We start from the raw sequence: 20,101 nt of genomic DNA on the forward strand, positions 1-20,101 counted from the left end.
ATTCACGCATTCATATGGAATCCATCGATACCGTCCTGCATGCCTGGTTTGCCGTTGATGAAAGCGCGGAGGTCATCCTTGCACTGCTCGCGCTGTCGTGCGTGCGCATCATGACGATCTTCGCCATCCTGCCGGCTACCAGCGACCAGATGCTGCCGGGCATGGCGCGCAACGGTGTGGTGTACACGCTCGCTATCATCGTGGCGGTGGCCCAACCGCCCAGCGTGGCGGATCAACTGAGCGCAGCCAAGTGGTTCCTGCTTGCCGGCAAGGAGATATTCCTGGGAGCGTGCCTGGGCTATGCCGCGTCTACGGTGTTCTGGGTGGCGCAGACTGCCGGCACCATCATCGACAACATGGCAGGCTTCAACAACGTGCAGATGAGCAACCCGCTGCGCGGTGATCAAAATACCCCCATCAGCAATACGCTCCTCAATCTGGCGGTTACCTTGTTCTATGCGGCAGGCGGCATGCTGTTTCTGCTGGGGGTCGTGTTCGATTCGTTTCGCTGGTGGCCGCTCGGTGCGACGTTGCCAGACATGAGTGCTGTGGCGCAGAGCTTTCTGCTGCAGCAGACCGATTCGATCTTCTCCACGGCGGTCAAGCTTGCGGCGCCCGTGATGATGACGCTCTTCCTCATCGACGCAGGCATCGGCTTGCTTTCGCGCGCCGCCGACAAGCTGGAGCCCGCGTCCCTCGGCCAGCCCATCAAGGGCGTAGTAGCCATTCTCATGGTGACCGCGCTGGTGGTGGCCATGTCCAGCCAGGTGCGCGACACGCTCACCTACAGCCAGTTGCTGCAGCGAGTGAAGGACGGATTGGTGGGCGACGGCACGTCGTCAAAACCGAAAACTTCGCAGTGAGGATTGTTCAGCGCGCGACGTAGCTTTGTTGAGATTGTAGCGGCTGTAATTTCTTAGGATGTCCTGAGCAATCCGACATCAAGCGGTCAGCAATTCGCCGGCTGCTACGACCTGACAAGGGAACATCGACATGCTGGGAAACATCTATTTTGCCTTGGCCTCCGGACTCGCAACGCGAGAGAATCTGCCTGACTATGCGAAGGCCGTCTTCGCGGAGGATTTCGATCGGGCGTATCAATTGGTCGATCATCACGGCGGCCAGCAAGGCAAGGATGCGGGCGACTATGCCGGCGTGCTGGCCATGGCAGACGCGTCGATGCTGCTGGAGTGCGATGAAGACGCCGAAGAGGCATACCGCACCGCCCAACGGCTGATCCGCCATTCCGACGATCAACTGCGCGTGGTGTCTTGCCGCAACACGGGTTGGCAATCGCTGCTGCGTGATCGTTATTCCGCTGCGGCGGGCTGCTTCTCGCGCATGGCCGAAGACGACGGTGCGACGCCGCAACAGCGCATTGAAGGCATGATGGGGCTGGCCCTTGTGCATCACCAGCTTGGCCAGCAGGATGCGGCTGACGAAGCACTGCAATCGGCCCGCGCCGTGGCCAGTGAGCACAATGACGCAGGCTGGCTTGCCACGCTCGACCTCATCGTCTATGAGTTTGCGGTGCAGGCGGGCATCCGCTGCTCCAACCGCTTGCTCGAACATGCGTTCTGGCAATCAGCTGAGGTGGGGGCCGCAGTGCTGCGCCACCACGGAGGCCGTGGCGGATGGGCCGGCAACGACGCAGCTGATGCAATGTTGCCAGTAATGATCCAGCGCCGCGCTGAATACCTCAGCCTGCTGCGCCGCATGGCCGACGGGGATCGCACCTCCATCGATCCGCTCATGGCGACCATGGGCCAGTCGCGTCGCATGGGCAGCCGATTGCTGATGCAGACCAAGGTGGAGGTGGTGCTGGCTGCACTCAGCGGCGAGCAGCATGACGTGGCGAGCAAGGTGTTCGACCAGATCTGCAACCGGGACACCTCGTTCGGCGCACGCCGCTGGAACTTCGACTACCTCTACTGCCGCGCCAAGGTGGCCGCGCAGCGTGGCGATGCCGCCGGTGCGCTCAAGTACTACACCGCCTATATGCAGGACGCGCTGCGCTGCCTGCGCACGGAATCGCCCGGGGTGCGCCGCGTCACGCAGAGCACGCCAGCTGCCTCGCGCGCTTCTGACGACGTGAGCGCACGGCTGTCTGCAAAGTATCGCCGCGCCTACCACTACATCATCGACAACATCGAGCGCAGCGACCTGACCACGCGTGAGGTAGCCGCGCATATCAACGTGACCGAGCGTGCGCTGCAACTTGCGTTCAAGAACGCAGTGGGCATGTCGCCCAGCTCGGTGATCCGCCGGCTGCGCTTGGAAGGCATCCGCTCGGACTTGCTGGACGAGGGGCGGGGGCCGTCGAACATCATCGATACCGCGTCGCGCTGGGGCATCCGCAGCCGCTCGGCGCTGGTCAAGGGTTACCGCAAGCAGTTCAACGAAGCGCCCTCCGAAACCATCTGGCGCTGAGCCTCTCGCTGGCCGACGTATGCATGCATGCGTGAGGCCTGTCTTTCTTGTTTTCACGGAGTGCAATATGCATCTGACTCGAAATACGAGCCGGAGCGGCGGCGCGCCGGCTGAGTGCCGGCGCTTGTTTGGCGTGCCAGCGTTCTTGCATGTGATGGGGGTGGTTGTCGCTGTGCTGTCGCTGGCAGGCAGCGCCGCGGCGGCCGTGATCCCGTGGCAGTCGCAAAGGTTTGAATATGCGGCCGACCGCAAGGACGTGAAAGACGTCTTGCGCGACTTGGGCGCAAGCCAACATGTGATGACGTGGATCTCGCCGCAGGTTGAGGGCAGCGTAACGGGCAACTTCAACGAAGCCCCGCAGAAGTTTCTGGACCGCATGGCCGCCACGTTCGGCTTTGCGTGGTACTACGACGGCGCAGTGCTGCGCGTTACGGGCGCCAACGAAGCGCAGAGTGCCACCATTGCGCTGCAACGGGCTTCCACCGCACAGGTCAAGCGGGCGCTCACGCGTCTGGGCGTGACCGACCCGCGCTTCCCGGTACTGTATGACGAAGAGACAGGCAGCGTGGTCGTGTCTGGCCCGCCGCGTCTGGTGGAATTGGTGCAGGACATCGCCCGCCTGATCGATCGTGGCCGGGAAGACGCGAACCGTACCGTGGTGCGCACGTTCCCGCTGCGGTACGCCTGGGCCACCGATCACACCATGGTAGTGGACGGGCAAAGCGTGACAATTCGCGGAGTCGCGTCGATCCTGAACAGCATGTATGCTAACAACGCGCCGAGTACAGAGCGTACACAGGCTGGAGGCGACCGCCGCGTAGACAGCGTAGCCCCCGGCGAGCCCAACGCCGGCCGTGGCGGTACGCGTGCGCTGTCCGGCTTAAGCGGCAACAGCTACGATCGCGCCGGCAAGGCACCGCTGCCCGCCGGAGGTGTCGGCCAGTACTCTGGCGGCGGCAATGCGGCGCCGTTGCCTGGCGCCGATACTCGAGGCCGTGCCGACGCATTTCAGGATGATGGCGGCAGTGCGCCCATCATCCATGCCGATCCCCGCAGCAACTCCGTGCTGGTGCGCGACCGAGCCGACCGCATGGCTGCACACCAATCGTTGATCGAATCGTTGGACACGCGTCCGGCTGTGCTGGAGATCAGCGCCAGTATCATCGAGATCAGCGAGAGCGCACTGGAAGATCTGGGCGTCGACTGGCGCCTGCACAACAGCCACGTCGACCTGCAAACGGGCTACGGCACTAACACACAACTCACCAACCCCGACTCGCTCGATGCTGTGTCGACCACGGCGAATGCAGCAGCGACCATTGCGGCCACGCCAACCGGGGGCGTGTTGACGGCGGTGATCGGCGGCGCGTCACGTTACCTGATGGCGCGCATCAGCGCGCTGCAGCAAACCAACCAGGCGCGCATCACCGCCAGTCCCAAGGTGGCCACACTCGACAATACTGAGGCGGTGATGGACAGCAAGCAGAACTTCTACGTGCCGGTGGCAGGCTACCAATCGGCGGATCTGTACAACATCTCGGCGGGGGTTTCATTGCGGGTGTTGCCGATGGTAGTGACGGACGGCGGCACCTCGCGCATCCGCCTGAACATCCACATCGAAGATGGACAGATCACCAACCAACTGGTCGGCAACCTGCCTGTGGTCAATAAGAGCGAGATCAGCACGCAGGCGCTGATCAACGAAGGGGAGAGCCTGCTGATTGCAGGCTATTCGGTGGACCAGCAGAGCAAGGGCGTGGATGCCGTGCCGGGGCTGTCGAAGATTCCGGTGCTGGGTGCGTTGTTCCGCCATGACCAGACGACGGGGCAGCGGTTTCAGAGGCTCTTTCTGCTGACGCCGCGGGTGGTTGCACTGTAGCGCGCGCGGTGTTGAGACATAAATGCCTCGCTGTCTGGGGGCATTTGTGTTGGAGCGCACGAAATGGTTAAGCCTCGGCAGGCGATGCTGCCGGGGCTGACACCTCCAGGACGTTCAATGCGACGTGGAAGCACTTGCGCCGGCAGCGTTCTTCAGAACCGATTCTGCCAGGGTCCGATAGCGGGCAGTCACGGTGATCACATACCCGGTATCCACCTCCGCTCGAGCAGTCGCTCGCGCAATCGGATCTCGGTGCCGCGCTTGGGAGGCATAGGCATCCTTTGCGGCTTTTTCACTCTGTTGAATCACAGGGTCCGCCGCAATGGCATCCAGCACCGCATTCGCATCGACCTCCAATGCCTGCTTGATGGTAGGCAAGGCGCGCGCTGAGGCCGCTGCGACAGTCTGCGCATATTTCGGATGTAGCCACTGATTGGCGATGCGCTTGTGAAGCGGCTTCAACCAACCGTCGCGCTGGGTGTTGATGTCTATCGGCGCGTTCTGGAATGCGGCGTCGGTCATGATGCCGGAACGAGAGCCTGCACTATGGAAGAGTTGGTCATTGAGCTTGTCTACCTCGCGTTCGAAGTGCGCATTCAAGACAATGCCGATCGGATCGTGCTCAATGGCCGAGGCATGCAGCGCCTGCCAGTTTTGCAGATAGTTCTCTCTGCCTGGTAGATGGGGTTCCGTCCAGGCCGCCAGTTCCAAGCCCTTTTTCATGGCAGCATCGGCATCCATCGCACCAGAGCGCACCTGATGTGCAAAGAAGGCGCCTTCTACCTCGTCCAGCGTGAAGTGCTGGGTCGTCAAGAACTGCCCGCTCACGCTGTTGCGCAGGCTTTCGGCCTGCGGCGTCGGGGCCGTGATGGCGTGGATGATGTCGTTCAGGCGCGCATCAATGTTGGTCGCGCGGCGCGTCGAGCGTGCCTGGTCCGAAAACCAGCGCGCCATTTTCTGGACATCGGGTGCGTCGATATGTGGCGCTAGCTTCTTCTGCCAGTCTGCGGGTAGTTTCGCGAGATCTGACTGGAGCCGGCGATAGTGCGGCGTTTCCATGCTGCCTTGCAACGCTTCGAGGGCACTGCGCATTTCGGCCTGGAGGTTGGCGAATGCCGCTGCGGGTGGGTTGGCGCTCGCAAGTGCCTGTGCCGCAGCGCCGCCCGTTGCGGCTGCTGGCTGATTGAGGCGTATTGGCGAAGGCGTGCGCGGCGCCAGCATTCGGGCCCAGACCTATGACCCGGGCGTTCACGGGAAGGTGCAAATGCGGAGGCAGCACGACCCGCAGCCCGGGGCGCGGATTGCGAAGCGATGTCGGCACGCTGCGTAAATTGGTGCAGCCGCTTAGGTCAACGCGGTCCAGATTGGGCAGGTTGCCGATCGATTCCGGTAACTCCGTCAGGCCCGGGCAATCGGTCAGATTGAGCTTTTTCAGCGCGGCCAGTTGGCCGACGGACGCAGGTAGCGAGCGGATGTTGGGGCACTTGCTCAGGTCCAGGCGTTCCAGGCGGGATAGTTGGCCGATGGAGGCCGGTACAGAAGCCAACTGCGCATTTCTGCTCAACACCAGTTCCTTCAACCTGCCGAGCTGGCCAATGTTTTCGGGCAAAGCGCTGAGCTCGATTCCCGAGAGTGACAATGCTTGCAGGCGGCGCGCTGCGGACAAATCGGCGGGAAGCGATGCAAGGGGAGAACCATGAACGGCAAGACGCTCCAATCGGGTCAGTCGTGCCATTGAGGGCAACGCACTGACGCCGGTATCCGTGAGGGTCAGATGCTTCAGGTGACGCAGGTTGCCACTTCTACAGGTAGGGTTGCAAGACCAGGGTTGTGCGTCAGGTGCAGGCTTTCCAGCGCGCTCAGGTTGCCAATGCGTGACGACAGCTCACGCAAGCCGCAATCCAGCACGCTGATCGCTTTGAGATGAATGAATTCGAACATCTCGTCCGGTAGCCGTGGCGTGGAAGCGGTCACGAGGTCGATGGTCTGGCTAGGAGCTTCACGCGAAGGTCGAGCTGACCATATTTGATGGAGTGCTGTGTCGAGATGCTCGGCTGGGGTAGTGCCGTAAGTGTTGAGGCCACTGGCTTGGCGGTATTGGCCGATTTCTGCCTGCATGGCCCTGCGCCACGCAACCAACTGGCGTCCGAGCACTGCATCAGGTTGATGCGGATTGGCGGTGTCGATGTTCAACAACTGACGCATCAGTTGGTCGGTGGTCGGTTGCGTGGTTCGTATTGCGGCACGCGGTGGGCTATTTGGTGCGGTGTGCCCTGTCCGTCCGGCATACGCATGCTGTGGCGTGCTGGTCGCCGTGCGTGGCGCGGCAACCCCAACGGCAGGTCGTGCCGACGCCGCTGCAGGGTTTTCAGCAGAAGCGCTTGCGCGTGAGCGGCGCAAACCGAACAAGCCAAGCAGGCCGCTACGGCGTGGCCGCTGTGTGGGCTCCTCGCGCAGGGGCGTCGCATAGGGCGACACCTGTGCGTTGCTCCGTTGCGTGTGAAGAGGCGTGGTCGGGGTGCTGAACCGGCGGATGTCGTTGGGCATGGCGATGGAGTCCGATGCGCGCGCGCTGGCGCGTGCTGCGTTTATGGTTGTCTACGCTGCGCAAGCGGGGTGCCAGGCGGATCGGCCCTGCGCGGTATTGCGCAGGGCCGACATGATGCAGATAAAAGCGATTTACGCGGCTTTCTTGTTCGACGACGTGCTGATGCTCACGCCGCTTGAAGCAGAGCCCTGCGGGGCCGAGATGGGCGCCTTGGACGTGACGTCATCGTCGTCATCGTCGTCATCGTCGTCGCTCGACTTGATGGAGCTCAACATGCGCTGATGCACGGACTGCTGTTGCGCAAGCTGCAGTTGCAGGAGCGCGTTCTGCAGGTCGGGATTGGCCGAGTTGGGCTGAGTGGCGGTATTGCCGTTGCCGTGGCTGGAGTCGCCCTCGGCGTCGTGCTTCTTCTTGCCCTTGCGGCCTGCGTCGTCGTGCTCACCCTCGACGGTGTAGTGCTGCGTGGCGGTGCTCGGGGCTTCGGGTGGCGCGGCGTGCCGGCCCTTGCGTGAGGCGTGGAAGTCTTCCGCCGCGCCCGCACCGGCGGCTGCCGCACCGAGCAGCAGGGTGCCGTTGCTCACTTTGTCCAGTTGGTTCTGCACCTGAACGCTCACCTCGGCCTTGGCGGCGAACTTGGCAGCCTCTTTCAGGCCGCCGCGACCGCCCGTCAGTGCACCTTCGACCATGGAATCGACCACTGTGCCGCCCAGATGGGTCTTTTGCAGCGTAGCCACCGCGGCGTTGGCGGCCAGGCCCTCTGGCGTGAGATCGGATGCCATCTGCAGTGCGCTGGCACCGGCCGATGCCAGGTTGCTGAACGCTGCGCCGACGTGTCCATGCGCGGCCGCCTTGGCTGCGGCAATGCTGCCGTCCGTCACGCCGTTGACGCTGTCGCCGATGCTCCTGACGGTGCGATCTTCGATGTCTTTCACGAAGTCGCGCGCCTTGTCTACCTTGTTCAGCGCTTTGTCCAGGCCCTTGTTCAGGTGGGCGTTTTCCAATGATTTTTCGGCTAGGTCGAACCCGGCCTTGTTGAGGTCGCGCAAGCCCTTGAACGTGGCTTCACCAACCCCCACGGCATCGTGCAGCGCTTTCTGGATGCGCATGTGGATCAGGTCGTTGGTCATCGCCAGGGTTTGCTTGGCAACGGCCTCGACGTCATGAACGAGAGTCTTGCCCACGCTTTCGGCCGCGTGGGCGACGCCCTTGCCGATCTTGGCGATGTCATGCCCCAGGTGCTGAAAGGCATGCTTGATATGGCTGAAGATACTCATGCTGAGTCTCCTTGCTTGAGAAAGCAGAAATGGACGACCTGAGCCGTCCGGATGAAAGGCTCGGTGTCAGGCGCTCTGCACCTGGTTCTGCCCCTGACCACTGCCGCCGGCCTTTTGAGACTGCAGTTGCTGCAGCACCTGGATCATGTCCTTAAGGATGGTTTCCAGCTCGGCCGTGGGATTGTTGGCGTTGTTGACGGTGCTGTCCGTGCCGTCCGCACTCGGAGCGTTTGGCGTGCTGGATGCGCCCGAGGCGCCGGTAGGTCCACCCGCGGAAGCCGCACCACCACCACTCGCACCGCCACCGCCACCGCCTTGCGTTTGGTCGCCGCCCACCATCTGCTGCTCTTGTTGCTGGGCGAGCAGTTGCACCAGCTCGTCGAGGATATTCAGCAGTTTTTCGATCGTGGCGTCATTGCCGTTCTGGGCGCTGCCGTATACGCCGTTGGCGCTGTCGGTGCTGTTTGTGCCATCGGTTCCGCCTGTGCTGCTCATGCCATCGGTAGAGTTGGAGCCATCGGTGCTGGTCGTGCTGGATCCATCTCCGCCGACTGCGCCAGAGCCATCGCCACCAGTCGTGCCGGAGCCGTCTCCGCCGATTGCGCCCGAGCCACCGCCAGCACCGCCAGCACTGCTCCCCGCGCCACCCGCACCGCTCCCCGTGCCACCCGCACCGCCAGCACCATCGCCTTGCAGTTGCTGCAGCATCAGTTGCAGCACTTCGTCGAGCATCTGCAGCATGTCGTTCAGACTATTGCCCTGGCCGCTGCCAGCACCACCCGCGCCACCGGCACCGCTGACGCCCTTGCCGCTTTCGCCGGTGTCGAACTTGTGTTGCAGTTGGTCGCTGAGTTGCATGTACTTCAGCAGCTTCTCGAGCAATTGCATGAGCGCCTGCAGCGGGTCTTGGCTGTTGGAGTCGCTGTTGTCATCACCCACTCGCTGGCCCTTGTTGGCGCCTTGTGTGCCTTGCGGCCCCCGGTCGCCGGACGAACCTTGTGCCGAAGCGGGGCCTTGGCCACCTCCGCCGTCAGCCGGACGGCCTCCGGCACCGCCCGCACCCGCATTGCCGCTACCGTGCGCGGTGGCATTGCGCAGCATCGCTTCAAGTACCTTCAGGATGTCTTGCACAAGCTGTTGCAGCGGGTTTTCTGCTTGGTTCGCCTTTTGGCTGGGCTGGTCGAGCTGGAACTGGTTCGAGATATTGATTGATGCGCTGTCTTGGACCTTCATGTTCATGAGTCACCTCAAGAGGGCTGGCGTGATGCATGACACCGCCCCAGGCCGCTGGCTGTGGCGATGCCGACGCAAGGAGGAGGGATGCGCCGCCGCGCCCGCGTTCCGCAGAACTGCCGGCGTGGCCGCCACTTCCGATTCCCATTCGGATCGCTGGGCCGGGATGACCCGAGGCGTGCTGCCCGTGCCGGGCCGCGCAGCCCCGGGCAGCCGCGTGCCGACAGGCCACTCGCAAGGTGAAATGGCACGTCGGGCGACTTTGGTGGAACGTTAGTGAATGCCACCTATCATGCGACCCGGAAGGGCCGAAGCTCTGATCGCTAAGGCGAAATGGAAGGCGTTGGGAATGCAGACGGGACGCGGGCTGAATGTGGGCGAATGTGCAAACTTCGCGCGTGCGATCACGCTTTCGCGCGACCGCGTTGAAGGCTGCAATGGGCTACATAGCATGAAAGCGTTCCTTATTGATGCCCGCCATGCCATTGCCACCGAAGATCAGCGGATCGACCGTCCAAACACATATCACCAACGCGCCAAGCACGTCGCCGGTGACTATGCCGCAGCCTCAGGCGCCGCAGCGCACGGCACGTACCTCGCAGGGGGAACTGGGCGCGTTGTCTGCGCGCGGCAAGAAGCGTTCGCGGGAATTGAGCGGTGACGATGCCGCCGCGCAGCCCAAGGCCAAGCGCCGTCGCATGGACTTGCCCGGCGCACAGGGGGACGCCGACTCGCGCATGGAACGCATCATGCAAATGCAGGCAGACACCATGATTCGCAGCGCGGAGTTGCAGAACTCGCTCAACCGCACCAACGCGCTGGCCAAGCTTACGGAAGAAGGCAGCAAGGCCGCCAAGGACCTGATCAACTAGCGCGAGCGATGCAAGCTCAGAAGTTGTGCATCACGCGCAGTGCCAGCGTGCGGCCGGGCAGGATGGGGATGAAGTTGCCGGTGAGCGTGTTGCCGTACGAGCGGATGTTGAAGATGTTGCGCGCGAATAGGTCGAGACGCCATTGCTTTTGATGCCAGAACACGCTGCTGTCGACGCGCACGGCGCCCGGCAGGCGATAAAGCATTGCGTCATAGCAGTCGACGCCGCTCTGCGCGTTGATGCCGATACCTGCACCGGTACCCGCGAGCGTGCCGCTTTGCACGGTGTAGGTCGTCCACAATGATCCGCCGCGCGTGGGCGCCCTCGGCAGGAGGCCACCTGGCAGCGTGCCCGACACACGAGACAGCGCCAGCCACAACGCGGTCTCCCAACCGGGGACCACCGTGCCTTGCGCGGACAGCTCCAGCCCTTGGCTGGTCTGGTCGATGATCTGGGTGTAGTAGCCCGGATGCGAAACGTCGGCCAGGCTGATGTTGCGGGCATCAATGCGATAGAGCGCGGCCTGTGTGGTCAACGTGTGTGCGGTGTTCTCCCAGCGCAGGCCGGTTTCCAACTGGCGGCTGCGCTCGGGCTGCATGGCGCTGCCGTTGTAGAAATAGCCCGTGTTGATCTGGAGGCCGCGCGAGTAGTCGGCAAACCACGCGGTGTGCGGCGTCAACTTGTAGAGCAGGCCCACGGCGGGTGTCCATGCCAGCCCTTGCTGTTGCGCGTGGGTCAGTTTGGCGACGTAGTCATTCGCGCGAATGGAAGTCGACACCTCCCAGCGGTCGCCAATGGCAATGCGGTCACGCAGGCGGAAGATCGACTGCCGCACCGTTTGCGACAGCGGCGTGCCCGGAACGAAGACCGCCGCCGGCTGCGGCACCGGTGCAAACGGGTCTTGCGTTGCCTGAGCGTAGCCACCCGGCGTGAGCAGATCCTGCCGCTCTTGAAGCTCGTCCCACCCCAGGTTGAATGTGTGGCGCAGCGGGCCGTGCGAGAAAGCACCGGTCAATTCATTGGAGATGGCCCAGAGGCGGCTGTCCGTGCGATAGCCCAGGCCCCACATGTTGTTCGGCACAGTGTTGCCCGACGCCGACCCCAGGTGCCATTGGACTGCCTCCTCCGACACGGATTCATAGCTGGCGCGAGAATGCACGGCCCAATCGTCGGACAGGCTGTGCGATACCGTGTAGTACACCCGTGAGCCGTTGCCCTGCACGCGGTCGCCCGCATTGCCGAGCGGGGTTTGCGCAGGGATGCGCGCCGGGGCGCCACGCAGTGCAAACGTGGCCGGCTGGATCGGCTGCCGGCTGGACAGCGTTTCCGCCCCCGCAGTAATGTCCGTGGCGCTGTCGTGCCAGCCGAGCGCGGCATGGCCGTAGCTGACGTGGTGACCTGCGTAGCCGCCGTCGCTATTGGCCGTGGTGTCGTTGAGTGCCACCACGCGGTATGACAGCCCGTTCGCCCAGATGGTGCCCGCCAGATCGGTCACGACCTTGCGTTCCGCATGCGAGCCCACTTCCATGGTGACGCTACGCTGCGTGGCCTTGGTCGGCGCTTTCAGGTTGGCATTGATCGCGCCGCCCGCCACGGCGACCCGCGCTACATCGGCATTCGGCCCCTTGATGACGTTGATGTCTTCCACGGCCTCCATCGGGCGCAGCGAAGCAAGCTTGTCGGGCAGGCCGTCCACCGAGAGCGTGTCGGTCATGAAGCCGCGGATGGCGTACAGCGGTGGCGCGGTGGGATAGGTCAGTACCGAGGTCACACCGGTTTGCGCCAAGGCCGATGCCAGCGATGGTGGCCGCTGGCTCGTCAGCAAGCCGTTGGTGATGGTGTTGACGGCATGCGGCATGCTCGTCATCGGCATTTCCATGCGGGTGATCGCGCTGGTGGAAAACACCGCAAAGTCCTGATTCACGGCGGCATGCACTTCTGTTGGCGGCAGTGTGCCGATTTCGCGCCGCTGGGCATCGGTTCTGGTGCCGGCACCTGCGGTGGCGGTGACGACGGTGAGCGTGCCGTCGGGCAGGATGGCCAGCGCGAGCCCGCTGTCTTGCAATGCGGCCCGCGCGGCCTGCTCGGTGGTCATGGTGCCGTTGATGGGGCCAGCCACGCGTTCTTTCATCAGGCTGGAGGCGAAGCACACCGGGTGCCCGCTCAGCCGCGTGATTTCCATCAGCACGTGGTCCAGCGGCGCGCGTTCGATATGGAACTGGTGCGGCGCGTCTTCAGGAAGCGCGCGAGCCTCCAGCGTGACCGCCAGGACGATCAGCAGGGCAGCGAGGCGGCGAAAACGACAGGGCAGGCGGTGGGAAGCGCTGGAAATTGGGCGGGCCACGGATGTCATGGATTAAGGCGCAGGCATCGGGTTGGCGGAGTTTCGGCAATGGCCCGGAATGCAATACGCCGGCAAGCTCGGCGCGACGGACTTCAGCGGTACGAACACGTTCCAGCAATCCAGTGGTGCAGCCGTGCCCGGCGTGCCCTTCGCCACGACATGGAAGTTGGGCGAGTTCTGCACCGTCACGCGATACAGCGTGAAATGGCTGCCGTTGAGGAGTTGCACGAGGCGCGGGTTTTACTGGTTCAGGCCCTTGGCCTTGTTCAGATAGGCGATGTCCCACCACGTGAGGTGGCTGGCATTCGGGCCGCTCGTGACGAGGCTGCCGCCGTGTCTGTCGATCGTGCCGTCACCGACAATGCCGCTGTTCACTGTATCGTGCGCGGTGATGAGCAGCTTGCACGACTTGCGTTGGTCGTGGTGGTGGTGCCGCAGGTGCCCAGGCTGTTGTAATAGTGGGCCGGATTGCGTGAGGCGAAGAGCGTGATGCCCTTGTCGATCCACTGCGAGACACCGGACTTGAGCTTGAGCGGGCCAGTCAGGAAGCCGGTCTTACCGTCCGCGTCGGCTACCAGCTTAATGGCCTGGCCTGCCAGGCTGGCGTCGATGGTGGCCAGGATGCGTTTGGCGTCCGGCTGTGAATTGGACAGGTTGCCATCCACTGCATCCACCGAGCCGTTGACCAGCATGATGGAGGCCGCTAGCGGCGCGCCGCACACCGTCGCGGGCAGAGCCGGTTCGCTCATGGTGCCCCATTGCGTGGAAATGGGGGCGTCAACTGCATGGGCGGCCGTGGTGCTTGCTAGGATGGCCAGCATAGCCAGCAAGAGTATGGCTTTCATCGCTGAGATATCTTTTGAAGGTCAACTGTTCTTCAAGGACACGATTTGTGTGGCGCTTAACGCGCCGCGGTGGATACGGAAGTTGGAGATCAAACCGTTGAAGGCCGGGTCTGAGCTGTATTGCGATTTACCCAGCCAGTTTTGCGTGGTGTTGCCCAGGCGGAAGGGCGCAAGGAACATGGCGGTATTGGTGTTGACCGCCGTGCCGTTCACGTAGAGCGTGCCGGTCGAGCCCGACAACGTGACGGCTACGTGCACCCATTGCCCTGTCGGCAGCGCAGCAGTGCTGTCGATGATCTGGCCGCCATGGCCGTTGACGGTGATGGCAAATCTCATGACGCCCGCATTGTTGCGCGGCGTGAGCATCAGATAGCGGCTGGTGCCGGCGCCGAGGTCGAACACGCGCGCCCAGGTTTGCGGAGCATTCCAGAACACCCAGGCGGAAATGGTGAAGTCCGACAAGTCGGTCAGCAGGTCTGAGGGTAGGGCCACATACGCGCCCGAGCCGTTGAGCGAAACAGCGCTGCCGTTACGTCCGGTGCCCCACGTTGCGCCGTTGATCAGTGTGCCCGCGTGGCCGTTGCCGGTGCTGTCGGCCGCCGCCGTGCCGCTGCCCTCGTCAAAGGCCAGTTGCGTGTGCAACTGCACCAAGGTGATGACCTTCACTGCATTGGAGACCGTCGATTCGCCCGAGGGTGTCTGCGCCGTGATGACGTAGAAGTACGTGCCTGCGGCGGGCGGCGTGTCGGTGTAGGTCAGCAAGTCGGTAATACCGCTCTGGACGGTGCTGTACGGGCCGCCTGCAATCGTTGCGCGCTTGACGTTGTAACTGGTGGCTGTTCTGCTGCCCCACCATGACAGCACGACATTGCCGGCGCTTGCGTAGCCGGTAACACCGCTTGGCGCGCTGGCCGGCGCCCCCGCATCCAGCGTGCAGGTGAGGGTGCCGTAACCGAGCTGGTCATAGCCGCCGCTGTTTGGGCCGTAGTTGCCGCCACCGCCTTCGGGCGCGATCTGATCGGCAAACTGCTTGCTGTAAGGGGCGGCAAGGCCCTTGCGGTTGATGTAATGGTTCGCAACGAGGGCCCAGCACGGGCGGATGGTGCCCTGACCACCCGTTGCGAGCGCCGTCTGCGTGACGTCGACGTTCTGGTAGGTGACGTAAGGCACGGTGTAGTAGGTGCTGCTCGATTGGATCAGGTTGGCCTTCGCCACGTATTCCGCACCGGCCAGGAAGCGGTTGTTGTCGTAGCCATAGAGGTCGACGCCCTGGTTCCAAGCCATCTCGCAAATGGCGCCGCCCAGCGCGATGCCGAGCGTGTTGTGGCCCTGGTCGCGGCCGGTTTCCTGCCATTGCCCGAGGTAGCCCGGATGCACGTAGTACACGGCTTGCTCGATACAGCCGTTGCCGGCACCGCTTTTGAAATAGGTGATGGCCTCGTTGAAGAGGTCGGCGTCGTCGCACAGCACCCCAATGGCGAGCACCGAAGCGAGGTTGCACAAGTCCCAGTTGGCCCAGTAGTGCGTGATTTCCGTGTTGTTGTGGCGATTGAGGAAGTCGTGATTGATGGGGTAGAAGACCTTGCGCATCATCGTCTGGAACGCGGTCAGGCCGCTGGCGCTCCAGCCACGGTAGCTGCGCATGATTTCGCCGGCATTGGCGAACTCATATCCGTAGATGCCGGCGGCGAGGTCGACGTTGGAATCGCCGCCGAGCGTGGTGAGCGTGGACGACCACGCGTCGAGGTACTGCACGGCCTTGTCTGCATAGGCAGTGTCGCCCGAGACCTTCCAGCGCAGCGCGCAGGCATAGGCCGCAGCGACGTCGTTGTAGAGGATGGTGTAGTTCTCGGCATGAGCCCCGTCGTGGCCGCGGTAGATGGCCGTTTGCGGGTTCGGATTGCGCGACAGGCTGGTGTGGCCGTTGGTGATAAGCACGTTCCAGCCGTCGACCCAGGGCGATGCGTTGGCTGCGACCTTGATGCGCATACGCGAAAAATCCGCTTCGGTATGCAGCAGGCCCGGATGTGTGAAGCTCGGCACCGTGGCGGCGCCAGACGTTGGCGTGGTCAACGTCGCTGGCAAGCTGCTTGTGCCCCCCGAGGTCTGCGGTGTAATTGTTGTCGCCGCATCACCGCTGCCTGCCCCGCAGCCGGCCAGGAGCGCCGCGCCTAGTCCGACCACAAACTGCCGCCGGGAAACGCCGTCAATCGCGCCGTGCAGGCACATGTCGTCCGAGGAGGCTATTGCGCGCCCACGTTCTGCTTCGTTCATATCACCGCCCCCTTTTTTTAGCGTCGTCAAACGAAGGTCGAGGATGCACAAACCGTGCCATTCCCCCAACGAAGGGAGGGTGACGCGTTTTGCTGTGGCACCTGACAGGTCACGTCGCAGTGCATCTATGATGTGGCAGATTTGATGAGCTTTATTGAGGATGAGGTGCTGCAAACGATGGGATTCGGTTTGCGGTTGTTCGCTTCGCACGCATGTCAACCGTGCATTGGCGTGAGCAACTATGGTTTCCCGGTACATGACTCGCCAAGCCTGCCAGGTTGCCTATGTCGTTATCACCAGCACTTTCTGCCGACGCCCTCATTGAGCGCATTCGCCTGTCCATCCAGCAGGCGGGGAAGGTGGTGGGCATTGCCGCCCGGCACGAGGTCTTCTATCAAGTTGCGCAAACACTCAGAGCCGAGATTCTGGCGTTCGCCGCTGGCGAGCGAGACGACGAGGTGGTAATGCGGTGTGTGCGAGCGTTTCACGAGCAGTCATTCGCCTTCAAGCATACGCACGCCATTGCGAGGCTGCCGTATTCGCCCGACATCGATCGACGCTATCCGTTTCGAAACGAACTGAACCAGCCAATCGTCATTGCAACGCTGGAAGGCGGCGGGCAGCTGGCTGGAAGTCCGCGCCGCTATCAGGCCGAGACCGTATGGCCCTATCTACGCGCCGAGGCTACACCTGACACGCGCGGTGCGCTGTACCACGATACGCTGCTATGCCGACCGTTAGGGCTTGGCGACCTGCGAGATGCACGCGAGCAGGCGCTGGTGGGCGAGCGTGGAGTGTTTGCCGTTCGGGAGATTGCTGCTGGCGAATGTGTGGGCGTCTATGGTGGCCGACTGATGACGCCCGCCACGTACTACACGTGTATCGACGATGCGTTTGTGTTGTCCGCCTCGGCGGGTAGCGTCGAGTCGTGGATCGACGGAGAGAACATCCTGGCGATGGCCAACACGGTGTTCGCCTACGAAGGCGATCGACCTGACCGCCAGGCGGCATCCGGATACAACATGGAGGCCGCAGTGTTTCCAGGGGGATCGCGTTGCGGGCGGCGGTTCTCCATCCGCGCATTCTTTGCGACCGAGTGCGTGGCGGCCGGCACCGAACTGCGTTGGAATTACCGATATCCGCCGGCGTTGATTCAGCAACGCTTTGGCTCTCAGCCGGCGTAATGTCTGGAGCAGCAGCGACTGATTACTGCAGCATCTTCGAGCGCGCTCTCAATGCGGCGATCAGCAGGTTCACCTCATACAGCAGCGTGGCCTCGTAGACGCCTGAAACAGGATTGTCACTCGTTATCGCCATGGCGTCGTTGATCTCGCGCCGGAACGCCTGCTCGATAGCGGCGCATTCGTTGGTGGGCATATATGGAAAGGCCGCGGCAATAAAGCGGCTCAATACAACAACGCGGGCGCCGAGCTTGGAGACATTGGCTAGGCTCTCGCTGATTGACGTGTTCAGCGCATCGAGTTGGTTTTGATCAATCATCTGGTGGCTCGAATAGGATGCGAACTGCGCAGCAGTGCCTCAAGGCGCACCGCTCAAGAACAATTGTAGGGAGCGAGGGTTGGCGAGATGCTCAACAATTCTCGCTGCACCATGCCGGTGGAGCTATGCCTGTTGGTTTGCGCAAATTTCTGGCCCGGGATTGGAGTCAGCTTTGAATTCCGAGCGAGGGACGACGTTCATCCAGTGCGGGCTCCACCACGCTAGCGCTTCGAGAACGATCCAAACACAATCGCTGCCGGTCCGTTAGCTGCTCAGGGTCAGGGCGGGTAGCCCAGGTGATGTCCCTGCTCTGCGCCCAGGGCTCGTTCGATCAGCGCCTTCCACCTGCCAATACGGGTTCTCGAATGTCGATCTGAAGCAGATGCAGACCGGAGTGCGCGTTCCGCGCGGCAAGTGCCGTGACGGCAAGTTAGAGGTCGGTGGCGCGTGTGCAATGCACGCCGGCGTCGCCGGCGGCTCTCGCGAATACTCGAAAATTTGGAGCGGCGAGCGTCGCGAGTTCGGATGGCAGATGCTTGGCGGAGGGCGCATGTCGCTTCTGGCCCAATCCATCATCGTTCAACACAACAATGGAAAGCGGAAGCTGGTAACGCGCTGCCGTGTCCAGGTCGCCGACATTCATCAGAAGCGAGGCATCCAGGCGAACAACGACAGTCAGTTCATCTCGAGGGCCATGGGCCGATGGACCCATGAGCACAGCGTAAAGCTCGACTTCAGTCGGCCAAGTACGCTTACTGACAATGCCAAGACGGAGTAGGTGGCGTTCGCCGCGTTTCCACTTGGGCAAGGAAAAACACTCGACGACGGACGATTCAACCATGCTTGAAAAAAGTTGAGGGTATTTGGGCCGCCGGTGGACTAGCTTGCACAGTCTCTTGTCCGAAAAAAGGAATGACTCATGAAGAAGACGGCTGTTTCGTTGCTGGCAAGTGTTGCGGCGCTGATGTGCTCGGGGGTGACTTGGTCGGCCACCACGGCCGCGACGACTACGTGCGATACGCTGGCCCAGCGCGTCAAGACGACCAGCGTGGCAGTGGGCGGCAGTGTGTCACCCAGCGACGAATACACGCCGACGGTGATCGCGCCGCGTGCCGACGGCACCTCCGTACTGGCCTGGACGGACACGGTCACCAACAGCGTCCGCCTGTCGACTCTGACGGCCAATGACGTGCTTGCACGGTCGCTGCCCAGCGTGGATGGCCTGCAGGTGCAAGCCGCCTTGACTACGGCCAATGGCGGGCTCGCGCTAGCCGTGGTGGCCAATGACCCCGACATTTATTCCCCCAAGTATTGCTACAGCACTAGCACGACAGGCAACGCTATCTGCGGCAAGATGGACTTGGTGCTCCTGCGCGCCAACGGCAGTCAGGTGGCCCGCACCACACTAACGAACAAATCCAATGTGGACAGCGTGGGCGCGCAGTTCATCTGGTGGTACGGCCACTCCGCGCGGCTGGCCACGGATGGCAAGACCATCGAGGTGTACTACCGCTCCGCCATGTCGACGGCCCGGCCGAATGTGACGGGTGAAGTGGACATTCATGCCGGCGATACGCTCAAGTTCGTGAACGCTACGTCGGGCGTGCTGATGTCGGGCGGCTGGGATTGGGGCTGCAGCCATAGCTGGTCGGTGCGTGCCGGCTACAACGGCGCGCAATGGGCAGCCGTCTGCCATGGGGATGCGTATCCCAACGCGATGCAATATGCCCACATGGCCACGCCCGCAGGTGTGCGAGACACCATGCAATGGCTGAACGACACCGATCCGTCGCAGAGGGCGCTGGGCGGCCTGGTTCCTGTGAGCGGCGGCTTCTGGTTGAACTACATCGAGCTGGTCAATGGCACGCTGTCGCTCAAGCTGGCGAAGCTACCTAATAGCGGCTCGGTCATGCACCCGCTGCGGACCATTGCGGCGGCGAAGTCAATCGACAGTACGTATCCGTTCCGCCCATACATGGCCGCCTATGGCACCGATAAGCTGCTGATGGGCTGGAAATCCGGCGGCAAGCTGGTGCTTGCAGTAGCGGATTCCACGGGCAAGACGGTGGAAGGGCCCGTGACGACGAACCTGCCGATCGACACGTTCGAGGACATGGTTACCACCTCCGCTGGTGATGTGGTGTGGGCCCACAGCGACGGTGGAGGTACGATTTCCGTGAACCGCGTGGCGGCCTGTAAGCGGCCGAGCTAATTGGCAGTCTGGGCGCCGGCCTTGCGGCTGGCGCCGCAGGCGCTCCAGATTTCTTCCAACCCAATGGTCTTGGGCGGGTACTTTCCACTTATTCACTGTGGCGTCGGGTGTGAGCGTACGCCGCTAGTGGTGATTGAGTAACCTTGAATTTCTGTTGGGCCCCCTTTTTCGCGCGCCACGTTGCAGCATTGCTATCCCGGTTGTCACGTTCAAAGTCCGCGCGGAGCTGTTCGAGCACTGACTGCCGGTGCTGCGCCTGGACCGCCACCCGCCGGTCGAGGTGCACTGCTGCGTGCCCGATGGCCAAGATCGCTGGTTGAGGCTGATCGCTGACCGGAACCTGCGCAAGATGCCACCCGCGGTTCCAGGCGTCCCACCAGTCGTACGGCAATGCGGCTGGCTATCGCGCGTGCCCCTGTTACTGAAGATCGAAGGCGACATCCGACGCGCGCAGCGCCAGTCGAACTGACCCTGTCGGCGCAGGATTGGCCGCCCTCGCGTGCGACCTGCTAGACATCAACCACTTCGTTTGGCGCGACGCGGGGCAGGGGCCGCTCGATCGCCCACCCGGCGAACGCTGGCCGGACTGGCTCGGTCCAGCATGAAGACGCCGACACGCCCCCGATCGCGCGACTACTGCCATGCCGCAGATGAGGAAAATTGAAAATTTTGCTCGGTTCAAAGCAGCGG

General features: G+C 62.8%; 17 protein-coding genes. 6 read left to right on the forward strand and 11 right to left on the reverse strand.

What is annotated here, in order from left to right:
* The first annotated feature begins 14 nt into the window (after positions 1–14).
* The 3 genes from sctT (at position 15) to sctC (ending at position 4,309) form a co-directional block, all read left to right on the forward strand.
* A complete protein-coding gene (gene sctT / locus PI87_RS24195; RefSeq protein ID WP_039600276.1) occupies positions 15–863 on the forward strand; it encodes a type III secretion system export apparatus subunit SctT in 849 nt (282 codons plus the stop codon).
* A gap of 130 nt (positions 864–993) precedes the next feature.
* Complete coding sequence (locus PI87_RS24200; protein WP_039600277.1) at positions 994–2,430, forward strand: helix-turn-helix transcriptional regulator; 1,437 nt, start codon at positions 994–996, stop codon at positions 2,428–2,430.
* 67 nt (positions 2,431–2,497) lie between these two features.
* Positions 2,498–4,309 carry a type III secretion system outer membrane ring subunit SctC gene (sctC, locus tag PI87_RS24205; RefSeq protein WP_084210082.1) on the forward strand — a complete coding sequence of 604 codons (1,812 nt, stop codon included), beginning with the start codon at positions 2,498–2,500 and terminating at the stop codon, positions 4,307–4,309.
* A gap of 114 nt (positions 4,310–4,423) precedes the next feature.
* On the opposite strand, the gene PI87_RS24210 is transcribed toward sctC, so the two are convergent.
* From PI87_RS24210 to PI87_RS24220, 4 genes are all read right to left on the reverse strand, one after another.
* Positions 4,424–5,530 (reverse strand): hypothetical protein, encoded by a 1,107-nt coding sequence (locus PI87_RS24210; protein ID WP_039600279.1) that lies wholly within the window; start codon positions 5,528–5,530, stop codon positions 4,424–4,426.
* A 558-nt stretch (positions 5,531–6,088) separates the two neighbouring features.
* The gene (locus PI87_RS29260) at positions 6,089–6,514 is read right to left on the reverse strand and encodes a hypothetical protein (protein WP_157003227.1); all 426 of its coding nucleotides are present in this window, start codon (positions 6,512–6,514) and stop codon (positions 6,089–6,091) included.
* Between the two features lie 474 nt (positions 6,515–6,988).
* Positions 6,989–8,131, reverse strand: coding sequence for a hypothetical protein (locus tag PI87_RS24215; protein ID WP_039600280.1), 1,143 nt, complete (start codon positions 8,129–8,131; stop codon positions 6,989–6,991).
* Positions 8,132–8,197: 66 nt separating this feature from the next.
* Positions 8,198–9,370, reverse strand: a complete 1,173-nt coding sequence (locus PI87_RS24220) for a hypothetical protein (protein WP_039600281.1) — start codon at positions 9,368–9,370, stop codon at positions 8,198–8,200.
* Positions 9,371–9,921: 551 nt separating this feature from the next.
* On the opposite strand from PI87_RS24220, the gene PI87_RS24225 reads away from it, so the two are divergent.
* Positions 9,922–10,236, forward strand: a complete 315-nt coding sequence (locus PI87_RS24225) for a hypothetical protein (protein WP_157003228.1) — start codon at positions 9,922–9,924, stop codon at positions 10,234–10,236.
* Positions 10,237–10,252: 16 nt separating this feature from the next.
* Here PI87_RS24225 and PI87_RS24230 read toward each other — a convergent pair whose 3' ends face one another.
* Genes PI87_RS24230 through PI87_RS24240 form a run of 5 tightly spaced genes read right to left on the reverse strand, consistent with a single transcriptional unit; the run spans position 10,253 to position 15,654 of the window.
* Positions 10,253–12,589, reverse strand: coding sequence for a TonB-dependent siderophore receptor (locus PI87_RS24230; protein ID WP_442965516.1), 2,337 nt, complete (start codon positions 12,587–12,589; stop codon positions 10,253–10,255).
* Positions 12,590–12,592: 3 nt separating this feature from the next.
* Positions 12,593–12,808 carry a hypothetical protein gene (locus tag PI87_RS29965; protein WP_442965517.1) on the reverse strand — a complete coding sequence of 72 codons (216 nt, stop codon included), beginning with the start codon at positions 12,806–12,808 and terminating at the stop codon, positions 12,593–12,595.
* Between the two features lie 12 nt (positions 12,809–12,820).
* Positions 12,821–12,955 (reverse strand): hypothetical protein, encoded by a 135-nt coding sequence (locus PI87_RS29970; protein ID WP_442965518.1) that lies wholly within the window; start codon positions 12,953–12,955, stop codon positions 12,821–12,823.
* Positions 12,952–13,425, reverse strand: coding sequence for a hypothetical protein (locus PI87_RS29975; RefSeq protein WP_157003229.1), 474 nt, complete (start codon positions 13,423–13,425; stop codon positions 12,952–12,954). Before PI87_RS29975 ends, PI87_RS29970 begins: the two co-directional genes overlap by 4 nt.
* 21 nt (positions 13,426–13,446) lie before the next feature.
* Complete coding sequence (locus PI87_RS24240) at positions 13,447–15,654, reverse strand: LamG-like jellyroll fold domain-containing protein (RefSeq protein ID WP_232314084.1); 2,208 nt, start codon at positions 15,652–15,654, stop codon at positions 13,447–13,449.
* A 329-nt stretch (positions 15,655–15,983) separates the two neighbouring features.
* On the opposite strand from PI87_RS24240, the gene PI87_RS24245 reads away from it, so the two are divergent.
* Complete coding sequence (locus tag PI87_RS24245; RefSeq protein ID WP_039600284.1) at positions 15,984–16,883, forward strand: type III effector protein; 900 nt, start codon at positions 15,984–15,986, stop codon at positions 16,881–16,883.
* Positions 16,884–16,905: 22 nt separating this feature from the next.
* Here PI87_RS24245 and PI87_RS24250 read toward each other — a convergent pair whose 3' ends face one another.
* Complete coding sequence (locus PI87_RS24250; protein ID WP_039600285.1) at positions 16,906–17,199, reverse strand: hypothetical protein; 294 nt, start codon at positions 17,197–17,199, stop codon at positions 16,906–16,908.
* Positions 17,200–17,629: 430 nt separating this feature from the next.
* On the reverse strand, positions 17,630–18,040 hold the full coding sequence (locus tag PI87_RS29980) for a thiamine pyrophosphate-dependent enzyme (RefSeq protein WP_084210083.1): 411 nt from the start codon (positions 18,038–18,040) through the stop codon (positions 17,630–17,632).
* Between the two features lie 78 nt (positions 18,041–18,118).
* Here PI87_RS29980 and PI87_RS24260 point away from each other — a divergent pair, with 78 nt between their 5' ends.
* Entirely contained in the window at positions 18,119–19,411 is a 1,293-nt protein-coding gene (locus PI87_RS24260) for a hypothetical protein (RefSeq protein ID WP_039600287.1), read from the forward strand.
* Positions 19,412–20,101 lie beyond the last annotated feature (690 nt).

The organism is Ralstonia sp. A12, from assembly GCF_000801955.1.
In the GTDB taxonomy this organism is placed as follows: domain Bacteria; phylum Pseudomonadota; class Gammaproteobacteria; order Burkholderiales; family Burkholderiaceae; genus Ralstonia.

What these genes read in the sequence shown, in the direction of transcription:
- PI87_RS24250 (WP_039600285.1), bottom strand. Translation starts at nt 17,199, where the DNA reads ATGATTGATCAAAACCAACTCGATGCGCTGAACACGTCAATCAGCGAG.
- PI87_RS24230 (WP_442965516.1), bottom strand. Translation starts at nt 12,589, where the DNA reads ATGACATCCGTGGCCCGCCCAATTTCCAGCGCTTCCCACCGCCTGCCC.
- PI87_RS24260 (WP_039600287.1), top strand. Translation starts at nt 18,119, where the DNA reads ATGAAGAAGACGGCTGTTTCGTTGCTGGCAAGTGTTGCGGCGCTGATG.
- PI87_RS24240 (WP_232314084.1), bottom strand. Translation starts at nt 15,654, where the DNA reads ATGTGCCTGCACGGCGCGATTGACGGCGTTTCCCGGCGGCAGTTTGTG.
- PI87_RS24200 (WP_039600277.1), top strand. Translation starts at nt 994, where the DNA reads ATGCTGGGAAACATCTATTTTGCCTTGGCCTCCGGACTCGCAACGCGA.
- PI87_RS29980 (WP_084210083.1), bottom strand. Translation starts at nt 18,040, where the DNA reads ATGGTTGAATCGTCCGTCGTCGAGTGTTTTTCCTTGCCCAAGTGGAAA.
- PI87_RS29260 (WP_157003227.1), bottom strand. Translation starts at nt 6,514, where the DNA reads ATGCGTCAGTTGTTGAACATCGACACCGCCAATCCGCATCAACCTGAT.
- PI87_RS24210 (WP_039600279.1), bottom strand. Translation starts at nt 5,530, where the DNA reads ATGCTGGCGCCGCGCACGCCTTCGCCAATACGCCTCAATCAGCCAGCA.
- sctT (WP_039600276.1), top strand. Translation starts at nt 15, where the DNA reads ATGGAATCCATCGATACCGTCCTGCATGCCTGGTTTGCCGTTGATGAA.
- PI87_RS29975 (WP_157003229.1), bottom strand. Translation starts at nt 13,425, where the DNA reads ATGAAAGCCATACTCTTGCTGGCTATGCTGGCCATCCTAGCAAGCACC.
- PI87_RS24215 (WP_039600280.1), bottom strand. Translation starts at nt 8,131, where the DNA reads ATGAGTATCTTCAGCCATATCAAGCATGCCTTTCAGCACCTGGGGCAT.
- PI87_RS24220 (WP_039600281.1), bottom strand. Translation starts at nt 9,370, where the DNA reads ATGAACATGAAGGTCCAAGACAGCGCATCAATCAATATCTCGAACCAG.
- PI87_RS24245 (WP_039600284.1), top strand. Translation starts at nt 15,984, where the DNA reads ATGTCGTTATCACCAGCACTTTCTGCCGACGCCCTCATTGAGCGCATT.
- sctC (WP_084210082.1), top strand. Translation starts at nt 2,498, where the DNA reads ATGCATCTGACTCGAAATACGAGCCGGAGCGGCGGCGCGCCGGCTGAG.
- PI87_RS24225 (WP_157003228.1), top strand. Translation starts at nt 9,922, where the DNA reads ATGCCGCAGCCTCAGGCGCCGCAGCGCACGGCACGTACCTCGCAGGGG.